Source organism: Pedobacter deserti, from assembly GCF_024436415.1.
Classification (GTDB): Bacteria; Bacteroidota; Bacteroidia; order Sphingobacteriales; family Sphingobacteriaceae; genus Pedobacter; species Pedobacter faecalis.
This window is the reverse complement of record NZ_JAFMZQ010000001.1, coordinates 3,071,541-3,088,299: the sequence shown is the minus strand read 5'-3', so window position 1 is coordinate 3,088,299 and position 16,759 is coordinate 3,071,541. Positions and strand designations below refer to the sequence as shown.

Below are 16,759 nucleotides of genomic sequence, written 5' to 3'. Positions count from 1 at the left end.
AATTAACTAACGAATATGGAGGAAATCTACGAATGAAGCTATGATAGGTAGATAACCCGGAAATGGCCTAACATCTCCGGGTACAGACCGGCGTGTCAAAATTAATCAACAAACCTCAGCTGCCAAAAGTTTCGAAGCAGGAAGCAGCTAAATAAACCAATCTAAACAAATGTATAAAAATTACACCAGGAAACCGGCTGTACCATGCAGACCGTACCGAAAAATTTGGCAAATTATGCGTTTAACCATCGTCATATTGCTAGCTACATTTCTTCACGTCAGTGCTAGTAGTTTTGCACAAAAGATCACATTGTCGAAATCAAAGGCAGACTTACGAACCGTACTTAGACACCTTAGCGCACAAAGCGGCTATGATTTTATTTACACCGATGTACTGCTTGAAAAGTCAAATCCGGTGAGCATCAACGTAAAAGATGCGTCATTGAATATTGTACTTGAGGCTGTTTTCGAAAATCAACCTTTACAATATTTGATTGAAGACAATACTGTTATCCTTAAAGCTAAGGAAGCTTCGCTTATCGATCGGTTGGTATCCCGATTGCAGGCTATCGATGTCCGTGGCAGGGTGGTAGGCCAAACAGGATCGCCTATCGCTGGAGTAACTGTTCGTGTAAAAGGCACCAATAAAGGTACTGTCAGTGGAGCGGATGGGCGTTTTCAGATAACAAACGTTGATGATAATGCAATAATTGTATTTGAATTCGTAGGCTATGCTCCTAAAGAAGTTAAAGCATCTGAAGCCAGCGGCAAGGATTTGAATATCATTCTGACGGAAACATCTATGGACCTGACTGAAATTCAGGTCGTGAATACAGGGTATCAGAAGATTTCAAGGGAGCGGGCCACTGGTGCATCCGCAACAATTACTGCCAAAGAGCTTCAAAGCCGTTTTACACCGAATATCATAGATAACCTAGAAGGGCGTGTGGCTGGACTAGTAAACTACGGGGATAGAGTGGCGATACGGGGTACTGGTACTTTGTTCGCAGAAAGCAGACCGCTCCTGGTTGTTGATGGCCTTCCGGTTGAAATGGCCTACGAAGACCTCAATCCTTATGATGTTGAAACTGTAACGGTATTGAAAGATGCTGCTGCTTCTGCCATCTATGGCGCTCGGGCGTCCAACGGTGTGATCATCGTGACTACAAAGAAAGCAACCAACCTAGACAAGATTGATGTAGAAGCATCTTCTAACACAACTGTATGGCAAAAAAGGAACGTAGATTACTCAGACAATTGGTATATGACCCCGGAGCAACAGGTGGATCGGGAGAATCAGTATTATAAATGGCTTTACAATACTTCCCCTAACGCCGCTGCTGCAACCACCAGTATGGCAAATTCACTTGCTGGTACAGGTAGTTTCGAGCTGATTCCAACTCCTATCCAATACGATCACTATCTGTTGAAAATCGGAGCCATAGAGCAGTCGGAATTAGACCGTAGGCTTTCCCAGTATAAAACTCAGAATTTTGCGAAAGACTATGCAGAGAATATATTAAAACAACGGGTACTGCAGATGCATAACTTGTCTATACGTAACCGCACAAAAAACTTTCAGTCAAATCTTGTATTGAATTACAGAGGTGACAACAGAGGTAATATCCATGACAAAGAAAATCAATTGAATATTTTTTACAAGGGTGCTTATGAAATGACTCCTTGGTTGACAGTCAACTTTACTGTTAATAATATATCGCAACGAGCTATAGAACGACGAAGTAATTACGTCGAGAATATTTTCGACCCATTTAGCTTACCAGCTTATTATAGCCTGTTTAATCCCGACGGGAGCCAGGCAAATCTTGCGCCATCATATGCACATTATTATAATCCCTATTCTAATTGGATAGAGAACGATAAGGCGCTGAAACCAATGCAGTATCATCTGCTTGACGAGATCAATTTGAATCAGCATAAGATTGAACGACAAAACACACGCTATCACGGGGAGTTGCTATTTAAGATTATCCCAGGGTTGACATTTAATACCCAATATGTTTACGAGGTGAACCGACGATCTGAGATCAACAACTCAGAAGCAGACAGCTATTTAATGCGCCTGATGCGAAATGCATATACAGTCAGGGATAACAATGGCAGCTACCGCTATTTGATACCTCAAACCGGAGGCAGATTGGCTACTGAGAACTCACAGGGCAACTTCTGGACTGGTCGTGGACAAGCTAATTTCAGCAAAGTCATAAAAGATGTACACAGTCTAGACGTCATTGCTGGGTTAGAGTTTAGAGAGACCAATACTAAAGGTTTCCGCAACCTGTATCTAGGATGGGACGATCAGTTACAATCCCAGTCTACAACTGCGGTGAATTACAATGATCTTTGGAATATCAACAGTACGAGTTTTTATGCCCCGGGATATCCTGCAAGAGTCTTTTTATTTAATCCATTCATTCAGGATGCGATTACGCTGAATGTTCCAGGCAACGATCTCACTGAGGTAAGGCGACGAAATGCATCTGGATATGCAAATGTGACATATAGTTATGACAGGCGTTACAATATATTCGGATCTGTTAGAAAGGACTTCGCAGATGTTTATGGTTTGGCCACGGAGTTCCGGGGGGCTCCGTTCGGATCCGTTGGTCTGAGTTGGAACTTAAACAACGAGAATTTCATGGAGAAGTATACATTCCTGAATCTTTTAAAGCTTAGGGGAAGCTATGGGTTTACAGGCAACATTTACCAGGGTGCTACCAGTTATATGACTGCTACTACAGGCCTATCCAACAATAATACTGGTCTTCCCCGGGCTAGTATAGAAAGTCCTGGGAATCCAGAGCTGTCATGGGAAAAAACTAAAAATGTCAACCTGGGAACGGAATTCATGTTATTTGATTCGAGATTGCGGGGTGTACTAGACGTGTATAAGAAGGATAGTGAGAAAGTATTTTCTAATCAAACTCTGGAAGTCACCAAGGGCTTTAATAGCCTGGTAATGAATATGGCCAATGTGACAAACAATGGGGTGGAGCTGACCCTAGCGTATGACTGGTTCCGCGCTAGAGATAGAAGCGGACTGTCGTGGACTACTTCTGGTACCGCATCCTGGAATAAAAATGAAGTTAGCCGTGTTGAGATTCAGGCTAATGGCGCATATCAAGTCGTAAGCATCGGTTATAAACAAGGATATCCCGTTCGCTCATTGTTTTCCTACAGGTATGCTGGCTTGACAGCAGCAGGCACACAGTCCTGGTATACCGAAGATGGCAGGATAATCCCTGATGTGGGGATTCAAACTGCAAGCCCTGGCTCTGTTTACTACACTGGCCAGGCGGACCCTAAGCATACGTATGCGTTGGAAAACCAACTGTCCTGGAAGGGCTTTAGTTTAAATTTATTGATGGTTTATTACGGCGGACATCACATGCGTGCCAACCAAGTGCAGATTAACATGTCACCGACAGCTTCCCCGGCAGCAGCTCCAGTAAGGTCATGGTACTTAAATGCCTGGACTCCTACCAATACCGATACAAACATACCGGGTATCTGGGAATTCAATGCCGCTGGAGGTTCACAGCCTGCTGTACAAAACAATACAGATATATTTGTGCACGCAGCAGATTTTCTGAAGATTAGGAATTTTGTCTTGGGCTACGACGTGCCGCAGACGTCAGTTTCTAAAATCGGGTTGAGCAACCTGAGGCTGCGATTCCAGGTCAATAATCTTCCTGCGCTTTGGAAAAGCAATGATATCGGTGTAGATCCTGAAACATTGGGAATACGCCTGCCAACAAGTTATGTTTTCGGAGTTAATTTTAATTTTTAATGAGATGAAGAATATATTATATAGAATATCAATCATATTATTGGTTGCGCTTGCCGGTTGTGAAAAATTCACCGAAATAGAACCCAAGGGCAGGAATCTCCTGAGTACGGCAAGTGATTTAGATTTATTGTTGAACGATCCCTATTCTGGTTTCGAAGTGGTTCGAACAGCAAGTCTCACATCAGGAATTTATTTTGCGAATATTGGACTCTTGAAACAAGAGCCAATAAAGACCTTCAATCATGCCATTATATTTTGGGATGAAACAGTAGACAGAGCAGCACTACGTCCAAACTGCGATATTTATGAACCTATTTATAGCGTGATCGGGAAAACCTGCAATCCGGTGATTTCCCGCGCTGATGCCGCAAAGGGGGTGCGTTCGCTAATTGACCGATATAAGGCCGAGGCCTTGGTGCTAAGGGCGTGGTTTCACTACTTGTCAGTGAACATTTTTGCAAAGGCTTACAACCCTGCAACAGCAAATACGGATGGTGGTGTACCTTACTTGTTGGAAACAGACCTGATCTCTGAGCCATCAAAAAAGTATACCGTAGCGGAAGTTTATGACCTCATACTTAAAGATTTGGATGATGCCTTCAAGCTGAATGCCATGCTTGATGAAGGTGTGAACACCCAGCGTGTGGGAAAATCATTTGCGTATGCGGTCCAGGCAAGAGTATTTTTAACTATGCGTAGATTTGACGAGGCGCTTGTGTCTGCGCGCGCTTCCCTGGCCATCAACAGTCACATCGATGACCACAACAATATGCTTGTAGACTATCCTGTGCCCGGGAAAACACCGAGCCCGAAAGGATGGGCAAGACCCAGGTTTACCAGTAAGGAAGATCTTTTCAATACCCCTTCTGTAATGTACCTTACGTGGTATGCTCCTGAGGTACTAGCACAATTTGATCCAAATTCCGTGCTCTACAACTATATCCCTACTTTCGCCAATATTCCCTATCCCGGTGATTATGGGGTATACTTTGGCATGCCGGGAGCTAAAGATATTTGGTCGTTTCAAGGTACACTGTCGGAAGTCAGCGGTGCAGGCCTTACCTCGGTTGATACGCGTTTGACAGAGGCTGAATGTCTGCTGCGTACCAATGACCTCAACGGAGCTAAACAAAAGATGGAAGATATCCGTAAGATGCGCATCATCACCGACAGGTATGTCGCGTCACCTGCTGCTACCAGAACCGAATTGTTTGCACTACTGAAGCAATTGTCGAGGAGTGAGAACTTCAATACCATGAAGGATATGATTGATCTAAAAAGATGGAACACCGAGCCAGAGTTTGCATCGAATCTGCGCCGGACCATTCTTGGCGAGACTTATATACTTACACCGCAGTCACCTTTATGGATTTACCCGTTTCCACAGAATGCAACGAACTTTAATCTTCAATTAACACAAAATTACTGATGAAAAATTTAATTATCTTAGCTAGCCTATTCGTCTCCATAGGATGCATCGGACAAGAAAAAAATCTGTTGACTGTAGGTGATCCCGCACCTGCCATTCATTACTCCAAGTGGTTAAAGGGCCAGCCTTTTAAGCCAGATCAAAAAGATATGGTTTATGTATACGAGTTCTGGGCTACGTGGTGTGGGCCATGCGTTGCCGCTATGCCGCACCTCTCGCAAATGGCTCGAAAATATAAAGGGAAAGCCCACATCGTCGGAGTCAATGTATGGGAAAAAACTCAGGGGAAGCCGTATGAATCTGCTATTCCTGCAGTTGAAAAATTTGTAACCGCCAGTGGCAGCCGTATGGATTACAACGTCATCGTAGATAACAATGCACAAGAAATGGGAAATAATTGGTTGCGTGCTGCAGGTCAGAATGGTATCCCATCTACGTTTGTAATAAAAAATGGCATCATACAATGGATTGGCCACCCCCATTATCTGGAAGGTCCATTGGATAGTTTGGTAAATGGGACGTTCGATTTACCGGCGTTTAAACAGGTATATACAAAAGCACAACAGGCCTCGGTACTACAAAGTGCTCGATTAAACAGGATTTTAAAGGCTATCAAAGATGCGACCGATTCAGCAGATTTTACGATGCTGGAAAGCGCAGTGGAGAACGGTTCAAAAGAAATTCCTTTTATAAAAGGTGCACTTCAGGCGAAGATGTTTGAAGCGCTGCTCACTAAAAAGTCAGCTCGTGAGGCTTTTGCTTACGCAGATACAATACTTAAAGAATTTCCTGATATGAAAACTGGTCTGGCGTTGATTGTTTTAGATCAAAATAAACTGGACAAAGTAAGCTACACAAAAGCCATCCAGTGGCTGAAAGAATCTGATGTGAATTCTATCATCCTCGATAAAATGGCTGACGGATACTTAAAGATGGGTGACTATAAAAGCGCTATAATCACCATGGAAGAAGCTGTGCTGAAGGGACGCGAGGAACTGAAAGATCAACGATATAGTGGCCGGGTGTTTGAATATACTGTGGAGGGGTATAAGAAGAAACTAAACGAAATAAAAAGTAAAATAAACTAAGACTGAATACGCTCATATTAAAACTGTAAGTCGGCCGGCTCTTAGCCGGCCGTTCTTAATCAACCAAAATATAATAATGAAAAAATATTTGCTTGCAGCAATTTGCCTGGTCTCGCTATCCGCAGTTGCACAAAAGATTGTAAAGAAAACGCAAGGTTCCACTAAAATAGTAGTAAAACCTTTTGCTTTGAAAACGACTAATGATTCGATAAGTTATGCTATTGGAATGATGACTACTAAGTCATATCTCAAGCAGGGCATTAAATCTATTGCCCCTACAAGTTTAAATCAGGCTGTAAAGGATGTATTGGCAAACACGAAAACCAGGATGACGGAGGATGAGGCTGAGGTTATTGTTTTAAAAATTACCAATCCTAAGGCAGTGTCTCAGGTTCAGTCGGGACTAAAGTTTCTAGCTCAAAATAGAATGAAACCAGGAGTCAACACAACATCTTCCGGGCTGCAATATGAAGTTATCAGGGAAGGTAATGGCGTAAAGCCGTTGATCACGGATACGGTTGAGGTGAACTATTTTGGCCAATTGACAGACGGTTCCGAATTTGATAGTTCCTACAAACGAGGGGAATCAACTTCTTTTCCTTTAGGAGGTGTGATTAAAGGTTGGACAGAGGGTTTACAGCTGATGTCTGAAGGGTCGAAATATCGGCTTTATATCCCGCACAAGTTAGCTTACGGCACTTCCGACAGGGGACCAAAAATCCCAGGAGGTTCAGTCTTGATTTTCGAAATTGAGCTATTAAAGGTGATAAGACAGAAGGTTTAAGGTAGATAATAGCCTTTACGGCCGTAATTTATTGAACATATATTGCAGTTATTCCATTGTTTGACATTAAAAAGTAGAAGAACGCCCAACCATGAAATTAACTAAAATCAAACTGAAACAGCTGAAGAGAAGTAAAGATGGTTGAGCTGTAGGAGAGTCCGACCGCCGAAGCAGACTTACGAAGTGGTCGTAAGGTTGCTGCAGACGGATGCGTCTGCTGTTGAACTTTCGGTGATTTGAATCTGCGGCTATACCGTTGAAGCTTTTCCATTTAGTTGGAAAAATATCTCTTTGAATTGAAATGAGTGGGCAGTTCAACTTGCTGATGTGACCTTTTTTCTCAGCAATTTTTTGTAATCCGTTGGAGTCAGTCCGGTTAATTTCTTGAACACTTTTGACAGATGGCTCACGTCGGTGAATCCGAATTCCTGGGCTATCTGTTTCAGCTTTATGCCGCCTATTGCCATGCGCTTTTCTATGAGCTTTATGCGATAGTTGTCAAGATACTCCTGGTAGGCAGTGTCAAAATTTCTTTTAAAGTAGTTGCTGAAGTATTTGACCGAGATGTGAAAGTGCGCTGCAACTGCCTTTATTGTCAGTTTTTCGCGTCTATAAATGTTCTCGTGCAAGTACGATAAAACTTGTCCATTACTGCGATCATCAATTGTGGCCACCACTTGTTTGGCTTGCATCGCTTCTCTTACAATGCCAAAAATGCCCAGCAGCAAATAGAACACCACTACTGAATGAGCCACGTCTTTTACTCGATCATAAGCCAGTATGCTATCAATAATGCTTTTGAGGACTACTGATTGCGGATGTTCAATCTCAATCTTAATTTCCTTGAGCATACTGAGTTTCATAATCGCTTCGGGAGTAAAATAATAATGCGCCGGTGCAAGATGTGTTTTTGATTCGAAGTAGGCTTCGTTAAATTTGATGTATGTGAATGCTGTTATTGCCCCGATCTCGAAGAAATGCTGATCCCCAGGCGAAATCAAAAAAAGATCTCCTGTTCGATATTCCTGTGCGTTGTCGTTGAAGAAATGCTGACCGGTGCCTTTATTGATATACACAATTTCGAAGTGATTGTGTGAGTGGCGGGCACAGCTTTCCCTCACCTCCGGATCAAAGGTAATTGTCAGCGGATCGAACTGTTTTAAAATCTTCATATACCAAATATACATAAAATTGAAATAATTGTACCAACTAGTTCCTTTTTCCGACCTGTAACTTTGAGTAAAGATTTTCTTAGTAAGCCATGAGTTTTTAGGAACTACCGAGAGATGTTATTACGATCACTGTACACAGAGACCCGACATTTACATATTGATGGTCAGATTGAAGAGTTGTTAAAGCGGAGTTGCAATATTTAGCGAAGGCATGGTTGAAAGGATGCGGCTTTTGGCTGATTTCAAATAATTAAAACCGTTGATCAAAGTTGTCAACATAATTTGTTTATATATGGAAAAAGTAGAGTTATTAGCAGCTTATTTTACCCTTTCGGGAGATATACATCCGTTCGGGCCAACAGAAATAAGCCCATTCGATTTTAAGTTCCGTGTGGAAGCAGCCGCTAAGGCTGGCTATAAAGGAATAGGCTTGGTTCACGCTGATTTGATGCACACTGCTGATCAAATTGGTCTGAAGGAAATGAAAAATATTCTGGAGTTGAATGGGATAAAACACGTTGAATTTGAATTTTTGGACAATTGGTACGAGCGTGGTGATCGTCGCAGAGCCTCAGACAAAATGCGGGATGAGTTGCTAGCGGCAGCTGGACTACTGGAAGCTCGGGACATAAAAATTGCGCCAGGCCTTTTCACAACAGAGGTAAACATACCACTAATGGTAGAGGAATTTGCGAAACTTTGTCAGCGTGCCGCCGACGTAGGTACCTCTATTGTGCTTGAAATCATGCCCTTTAGTAATGTGAGCACCATGGATACTGCTCTTGGTATTGTTCAGGGTGCCAATCGTTCCAATGGAGGTTTACTGTTAGATATTTGGCATCTTAGCCGGGGGGGCATAGATTTTACTGAAATAGAAAAAATTCCAGCGGAGTTTATCGGAGCTGTTGAGCTCGATGATGCTGACCGGTATCCGGTGAATCCATTATGGAAGGACACGATTCATAAGCGGAAGTTACCAGGGGAGGGTGTTTTGGATATTGCAGGTTTTATCAGGGCAATTCAGGCTAAAGGATACAAGGGTCCATGGGGGGTGGAAGTTCTTTCAGAAGTTGTCCGTAAACTGCCCCTGGAAGACATGGCTAAACGCACGTTTGATACTTCGTTTTCTCAGTTTGGGCAATTGTAAGGAGTTAGGGATAATTGACCTGCACTAGATGTCGTGCAGGTTAATTCAGATTCTGCTTTTTGAATCGGGGTGTTTGAATCACAAGTCAATTAATCCGTTTATTTCCCCTAAGCAAACGACAAAATCTGCTCCATCGATTAGATTAGAAGCGCAATGTCCTGGTCAGCTTTTAAATAGTATGAGAGCGAGGATGGCAATTAATCCAGCATTTCTTCTATCCAGGCGTTGCCGAAAGATTTTGAGGACATTGCTGATCTGTTTCTTCACAGTTTTGTCTGAAATATTCAGTTGTTCCGCTATTTCTTTATAGCTCAGATTTTGTCTCCGGCTAAGCAGAAATATTTCGCGCATCTTTTCAGGTAATCTGTCAATTTCCTGATCAATTATTATTGTTAGTTCTTTTGCATCGAATTCCTCATCCAAGGGACTGCTCACTTCGGAAAGATACTCAGCCAGATTAGTGATGTACTTGTGCCGGGTCTTTGCTGTGCGTAGGTGGAATAGGGCATTTCTACGGGCAGCTCCGTATAACCAGGGTTTTATATCAGCGTTGACAATCAGCGAATGCCTGTTCCATAAAGAGATAAATACCTCCTGAAGAATGTCTTGCGCTCCTTCATTATCCTCCCCTGTCACCCGGGAAATATAGCGAAGCAGGGGCTCCCAGTTGCGGTTGTAAATCTCTGTGAATGCAGCGTAGTCGCCTCGTTGCAGAAGTTGAGTCAACGCTTGATCCGATAGTTTACCTCGACTTTTCATACCAGAGAGCAAAATAAATAAAAATAATTGCAAATTATCTACTACCAAACCGGTTGAGCAGCAACTTGTGATTATAAAGTTAAAATATGGATCGTACCCTTGCCGAACAATTGCTGGAAAAATATCAGGTTGGCACTATCAGCACCGAAGAACTTATCGAACTGGAGGCTTGGTTTGAAGGATTGCCCGAAAAAAATAGCGAGTTTAGTAAAGTAAGCCGAAAGGATTTTAGTAAGCAGCTGAAATCAAGAATTGACGCGGCGACCGGTAACGGAATGTCGAAAACAAAAAGGATGCGGCAGATATTGGGCGGTGTTGCCGCTGCCGTAGCAACCATTGTTTTTGGTATATGGTTCTTCAACTATCGTTCGCAGAGAGCCATCAGTTCTAGAGGCTACGCCACTGAATTTACCAAATCAATTGTGCCTGGGAAAAATGGCGCCACCATCACTATGGCGAATGGACAAGTAATTGAACTGAGTGAACGCCAGAACGGTGTAGTATTTAGGCCGGATCAATTTGTTTATGAGGATGGAACTGAGATTGGCAGTTACTCTTTAAAACAGGGCGAGGTGTCTTCCTCACCAACTGGAGAGGAGGAATTAGTTACTGCCAGTACTACAAAAGGACAGACTTACACGTTCACGTTGCTTGACGGGACTAAAGTTTGGTTAAACGCAGACTCTAAAATTTCTTTCCGAAAGAATTTTTTTAGGGACACTCGTGATATCTTTTTAGAAGGGGAAGCTTATTTTGAGGTTGCCAAGAACAGGTATCATCCGTTCATAGTGAAAAGTCAGGGCCAAGAAGTTAAGGTTCTAGGAACGCATTTTAATGTGAGTGCCTATAGTGACGATGACTTTCAAACTACAACTTTGGTCGAAGGCGCTGTAAATGTCAATGGTGTTAGCATTAAGCCAAATCAGCAGGCGTTGCAGAATAAGGGCAATATTGGTGTGCGTGAAGTAGATGCGAGAGCACTTACGGATTGGATCAGGGGGAAATTTACTTGTAGAAATGATGCCTTAGAAGAGATCATGAGGGGCGTCTCCCGCTGGTATAATGTCGATGTCGTTTATGAAGATGAAAGATTGAAGAGACGAACCTTCAGCGGTTCCATCTCGAAATATGACGAAGTAACGAGTTTGTTGACCGCATTAAAATATGCAGGAATAAACTCAAAGATTCAGGGCAGAAAAATTATTATAATCAACTAAGTTTTAAACCTAAGGGCCATATATGACGAAAAATCTACACTAACGAATCGCGAAGGCTAATTAAGCCGGAAAGTGCGGGAACACAATCCGGCATAGTTTGAGCCTTCATTTGCCTATAGGTTAGACCCGTAAGGCAAAATAATTGACCGAAAAACCAATTCAACTCAAACCAACCACTAAAGTATGAATAAAATTACTTTATCTTTTGGTACGCCTCATTGTTGGCTGCTAAAAAAACTAATGCTAATCATGAGGCTAGCCACTTTCATATTAATACTTTCGCTTGCTCAAGTAAGTGCAGCAGGCTTCGCGCAGAAACTCAGCTTTACAAAAAAAGGAGCAACAATGAGCGAGATTTTTGCACAAATTGAACTGCAGACCGATTTCAATGTGTTTTACTCGGATGAGAGCGTAAATAATAAGCTCAGGTATAATGTCAATTTTAAGGATGAGAATTTATTTGATGTACTTGATGTAGTACTGCGAAATCAGTCTTTGTCATATAGAATTGATAACAATAATATCATTATTAAACCTAAAAATTTTCAAACAGCCACCAGTCAGACCCACCATACCGAACAGAATAGTGATGTGAAGGGACGGGTTCTAGGAAGAGATGGACAACCATTGGCCGGCGTGACAGTCAAGATAAAAGGAACGAACAAGGTCACCAATACCAATGATAAAGGTGCATACGTTCTAACTGATGTACCTGAGAATTCGTTATTGACATTCTCCTTTGTCGGCTACGTTACTAAAGAGCTGCCCGCTGAACCTGTAATGAGAGATGTAGTATTGGAGGAAGGGGTTAAGGAATTGGAAGCTGTTGCGGTGACTGGAAACACAGGTTACGAAAAAATTTCCAGGGACCGATCGACAGGCGCATTCGATGTCGTTGGCCAGGAGGTTCTGTCAAGGCGACCAGTGTCAAACTTATCCACGGCTCTTCAAGGGACAGTAGCGGGCTTGCAGGCAAAAGAAAATGTTGATGGCAGCGTTTCCTTCTTACTTCGCGGTGCGGGTACTTTAAGTACTGATATTGAAAGACCGTTGTCAGTTACCCAACCACTGGTTGTAGTAGACGGTTTTGCTATTTCGGGTTTTGATTTCAATAATATTAACCCCAATGATGTCGAGTCTGTCACTGTTTTGAAAGACGCAGCTTCTTTATCAATTTGGGGATCAAGGGGTGCGAACGGGGTGATTGTGGTGACTACGAAATCTCCTAAAGTCGGCAGGACGAGCGTCGAAGCAAGGGCATTTACGCGGGTTTCTCAAATGATCGACCTGGATCAGGTCATGTTGCAGGCGAACTCCGCGGATCACATTGCTTACGAAAAGCTTGCATTTGACCGGAATTTACTGTTTTTTCCGTACGCTGGCGGATTTTATGACATAGAAAGCCCTTTAACTCTGGCCCAGGAGCAACTTTTCGCTTTTAAATACGGAGCTATTACTGAATCACAGTTAAATACAGAATTGGCGCGGCTCAGTGCAATTGACAACCGCCCGCAGATAAAGGATCATTTGATGCGAAATGCTATCCTTAACCAGGTCACTCTTAATTTTTCCGGAGGGACCGAACGGATGAAAACGTCTGCTTCAATGCTCTATGAAAATAACAAAGAGGGATTTATTAAGCGTGGATATGACCGAGCTGTCCTGAACTTTAATAATAATTTCACAGCGACAAGATTTATGACGTTGAATTTTGGAGCAAACATTCACTACAGAAAAAATGATTTTAGTGGCGTTGGGGGGGAGACAGGCACGGACATTTCTGAACTGGAAGGTTTGTCGCCTTATGAATTGTTACTCAACCCGGATGGAACTTATGGGGTGAATCTGCGCAGTTTCAACCGTGCGGAGCTGAATAATATACCATCTTCAAAATTCCCTTACCAAGATTGGTCTTATAATTTATTAAGGGAAGTAAGGGGAAGGGAACGTAATAGCGAAAACTTAAGTGCACGTATTCAGGCCGGTGTCAACCTTAAACTAGGGGGCGGTGTAACGTTCGATGGAAGTGGGCAATACGAAAAGCGTAAGATTAATACGAGTTCACATTTCAATGAGGAAACATTCGCGGTACGCGGATACGTAAATTCATATGTTGAATACGACGATGATTCGAAAACAGTGGGACGTGTATTCCTTCCAAAGGGCGGAATTCTACGTAGCTCGCAGTCGGACTACCGCAGCTACACGCTGAGAGGCCAATTCAACTATGACAAGAATATTGGTGAAAGACATCAGATCACGGCCATTGCGGGTTCAGAAATCTTTGATGAGTTGATAACGGGCCAGACAAACCCCACCGTCTACGGTTATTTTCCTGAGAAAAACCAAGTGACGGTGCCACCTTACGGCTATGGAAGTTCAGTGACTCCGTTGCGGTATTTTACATATGGTACTGCTGCCGTTGCCTTACCTACAGAAGAGTTTCCCGGAGATGCTGGTAGCACAATTCTGAACTGGAATTCCAACCGGCTGGCATCTTTTTATAGCAGTGTTGGATACACACTTGACCAAAAATATACTTTATCAGGCAGTATTCGAAGTGATGCATCCAATTTTATCACGGATAATCCAAAATTGAGATGGACTCCCTTATGGTCGGTCGGCGCCATGTGGAGAATTTCGAATGAAAATTTTATGCAATCGCTCAATTGGATGGACCGGTTGAATCTCCGATTCACTTATGGCGTGACAGGGCTTGCTAACCAATCTGTTTCCACACAAACGTTGGTGAATATTAGCAATTCGCCTAGCCCGGTGTCGGGCACCATAACTGGTGCGGTGGGTACCATTGGAAATCCCCTCTTACGTTGGGAAAGGAATTACAATACTGAATTGGGAATTGACTTTACTTTGTTTAAAGGCAAGCTTCTCGGCAAAGTAGATGCTTATAATCGCCTGGGAAAAGATATCGTTGGTAATATTGCGCTGCCTTCCGCATCCGGCGCGTTGTCTGGTCGGGTAAATAATGCAAGCATATACAATAGGGGAATTGAGGTCGAGTTAGGAACAAATGTAGATATCACCCAAGACTTCTCCTACAATACCAATCTTACGTATGCGTACAATAAAAACAAGATCACCAGCCTCTATTTTCCTGCAGTGTATGCCTATGAAATGATAGACGGACAATATATTGAAGGTCGCCCGGTAGGTTCTGTTTTTGCTTACAAATATGCGGGCATGGTTGATGGTGTCCCTCATGTGCTAGGTCCGAATGAAGTGCCAACCACTACCAATAGCGCAGCACTTTCCAATACAGGACTAGGTAAGAATTTTTTGTCTTACGAGGGTACAAGTATTCCACCACATACAATGGGATGGATCAACAACTTCAGGTATAAGGATTTTAATCTAATGATGGTAATAACTGGTACGTTCGGCGGGAAATTCCGGAGACCAATTTTTAATTACTCGACTATAATAGGCTCCTTTAAATCATCGGTTGATCGATTTGTTTCCGACGTTTTTGCCGGAGATCCAACGATTCCAGCATTTCCTCAGATGGATGAACAGCAATACTATTTGTGGGATAGGTATACGCCTAATTTACAAAATCTTGTGGAAAGTTCTTCGTTCGTAGAACTGAAGGAAATCAATCTGGAATATTTTCTGCCACAATCGCTTGTGCGCAAAGTCAGTTTCAGCAATGTAAAGGTGTATGCGCAGCTTAGAAACGTTGGTCTGCTATTTACAGATAACAGTAGAGGTTATCATCCGGAGTGGCTACCCGGAACGAACCGTCCGGTGGGCACGTATACATTTGGTTTAAATCTTCAATTTTAATTTATCGACATGAGACTATCACACATCATTATATTATTTGGCATGGCACTGTTGTCCACTGCTGGTTGCAAGCGTTTCCTGGATCAGGAGCCTCTGCGTCAAACTTCAATTAAAAATGTGGACCAGTTACAGGCTTTAATCGACAACATTCCTGTGACTGCGAACGTCGCCAGTGGCTCCGCCGACGAGACGAACCTAACTGCTGCTTATTCCACTGATGATACGGAAATTGATCCCGAACTTTATAAGGAGAGTCCGTCAGTAGCGCCATTGGAAAATATTCTTTATTATACTTTCAATATCCAACAAGTTGCTGATGCAAGTCTTGATGCGCTATGGACTGGTGAATTCCGGAAGATATTTTTAGCCAATACTATATTGGAAAACGTTGAAAAAGTTACAGGATCAGAAGAACAGAAGGGATACGTAAAGGCTGATGCTCATTTTATCAGGGCGTATTCAAACTGGGTGCTGGCAAATTACTATTGCTTACCCTATAGTAAAGATAATTTGACGACTCCGGGGTTGCCCTTGAAAAAGTCTGCCAACGTGGTGGAGTCACTTAAAAGATCCACATTAGGGGAAACTTATGAGTTCATACTCTCGGATCTCAATGAAGCTATGAAAGTCGCACGTGAGGACGTTGATCCCTTAAAAAGGTGGAGGGTGACTAAGCGAACTGTTGAAGCTATGTTCAGCCGATATTATCTTTTTATTGGTGATTATACCAAGGCGTTGGAATATTCTGATAGGGCGTTAGCGTCTACGACCGTCTCCCTTAAGGATTATAAGACGATCGTTGCAGGTGCTCCGATTACTTATAACAATCCACCCGCTACGCTGCAGGTACCACAGATGTATTTCTGGACAAATGCTGAGTCACTTTATTGGCCGGAGTTTTACTATACTAGGTACACAAATAACAGAAGCCAGTTTTATATGCCCAGTTCCTCTCTGCTAGCGCTGTTTGAAGGTTCCAACGACCTTCGGTATAAATGGTTTATGATTGAAAACGGTGGTCGCAGATTCGGCTCTGTCAAGAGAGAGGTCATAAGATATTCGTTCTTTAGTGATGGTAAACAATTGCCTTCCGGCCTTACACGCGCGGAATTGATTTTGAACAAAGCAGAGGCATTGGCCCGAACCAACCACATTGGTGATGCTATGGCGGCGGTGAATGAGTTGAGAGCTATGCGCTTTTCCAGTCCAACCAACCTTTCAGCAGTTAATGCTGATCAGGCTATCTCGCAGGTTTTAAACGAGCGTAGAAGGGAGTTTCCTTTCTCAATGCGCTGGTTGGATATCCGCAGGTTTAGTGTTAACAATTATCCTCAAGACGATGTCACGGTGACCAGAAACTTTTTTAAAATAGGTGAGGGGGGAGTAGATGTTAACACCCCACAGACCTATACATTGCCTACTGGAAGCAGAAGATACATGGTACCTATTAACGGCATTGACGTCAATGCGAGTGGTGGCCAACTTCAGCAAAATACTTATTAACGCAACATTCACTATATGAGAAATTTAGCGTTACTGTTATAAATT

General features: G+C 42.8%; 10 protein-coding genes. 8 read left to right on the top strand and 2 right to left on the bottom strand.

Translation table 11 applies throughout. The features are described 5' to 3' along the window. The first annotated feature begins 235 nt into the window (after positions 1–235). The 4 genes from J3P40_RS13985 to bamJ all read left to right on the top strand — a co-directional run bounded on the left by J3P40_RS13985 (position 236) and on the right by bamJ (position 7,112). Positions 236–3,811 carry a SusC/RagA family TonB-linked outer membrane protein gene (locus J3P40_RS13985; protein ID WP_256006768.1) on the top strand — a complete coding sequence of 1,192 codons (3,576 nt, stop codon included), beginning with the start codon at positions 236–238 and terminating at the stop codon, positions 3,809–3,811. A gap of 4 nt (positions 3,812–3,815) precedes the next feature. Next, positions 3,816–5,240, top strand: a complete 1,425-nt coding sequence (locus J3P40_RS13980) for a RagB/SusD family nutrient uptake outer membrane protein (protein WP_256006767.1) — start codon at positions 3,816–3,818, stop codon at positions 5,238–5,240. Then, complete coding sequence (locus J3P40_RS13975; protein ID WP_256006766.1) at positions 5,240–6,328, top strand: TlpA family protein disulfide reductase; 1,089 nt, start codon at positions 5,240–5,242, stop codon at positions 6,326–6,328. Before J3P40_RS13980 ends, J3P40_RS13975 begins: the two co-directional genes overlap by 1 nt. Before the next feature lie 76 nt (positions 6,329–6,404). Continuing rightward, complete coding sequence (bamJ, locus tag J3P40_RS13970) at positions 6,405–7,112, top strand: BamJ family beta-barrel-assembly machinery protein (RefSeq protein ID WP_256006765.1); 708 nt, start codon at positions 6,405–6,407, stop codon at positions 7,110–7,112. A gap of 314 nt (positions 7,113–7,426) precedes the next feature. Here bamJ and J3P40_RS13965 read toward each other — a convergent pair whose 3' ends face one another. Continuing rightward, a complete protein-coding gene (locus tag J3P40_RS13965; RefSeq protein ID WP_256006764.1) occupies positions 7,427–8,284 on the bottom strand; it encodes a helix-turn-helix domain-containing protein in 858 nt (285 codons plus the stop codon). A gap of 292 nt (positions 8,285–8,576) precedes the next feature. Here J3P40_RS13965 and J3P40_RS13960 point away from each other — a divergent pair, with 292 nt between their 5' ends. Further along, a complete protein-coding gene (locus J3P40_RS13960; protein ID WP_256006763.1) occupies positions 8,577–9,431 on the top strand; it encodes a sugar phosphate isomerase/epimerase family protein in 855 nt (284 codons plus the stop codon). Positions 9,432–9,593: 162 nt separating this feature from the next. On the opposite strand, the gene J3P40_RS13955 is transcribed toward J3P40_RS13960, so the two are convergent. Then, entirely contained in the window at positions 9,594–10,190 is a 597-nt protein-coding gene (locus J3P40_RS13955) for an RNA polymerase sigma factor (RefSeq protein WP_256006762.1), read from the bottom strand. 86 nt (positions 10,191–10,276) lie between these two features. Here J3P40_RS13955 and J3P40_RS13950 point away from each other — a divergent pair, with 86 nt between their 5' ends. From J3P40_RS13950 to J3P40_RS13940, 3 genes are all read left to right on the top strand, one after another. After that, the gene (locus J3P40_RS13950) at positions 10,277–11,407 is read left to right on the top strand and encodes a FecR family protein (protein WP_256006761.1); all 1,131 of its coding nucleotides are present in this window, start codon (positions 10,277–10,279) and stop codon (positions 11,405–11,407) included. 249 nt (positions 11,408–11,656) lie between these two features. Continuing rightward, entirely contained in the window at positions 11,657–15,211 is a 3,555-nt protein-coding gene (locus J3P40_RS13945) for a SusC/RagA family TonB-linked outer membrane protein (RefSeq protein WP_256006760.1), read from the top strand. A 9-nt stretch (positions 15,212–15,220) separates the two neighbouring features. Continuing rightward, positions 15,221–16,714, top strand: coding sequence for a RagB/SusD family nutrient uptake outer membrane protein (locus tag J3P40_RS13940; RefSeq protein ID WP_256006759.1), 1,494 nt, complete (start codon positions 15,221–15,223; stop codon positions 16,712–16,714). Positions 16,715–16,759 lie beyond the last annotated feature (45 nt).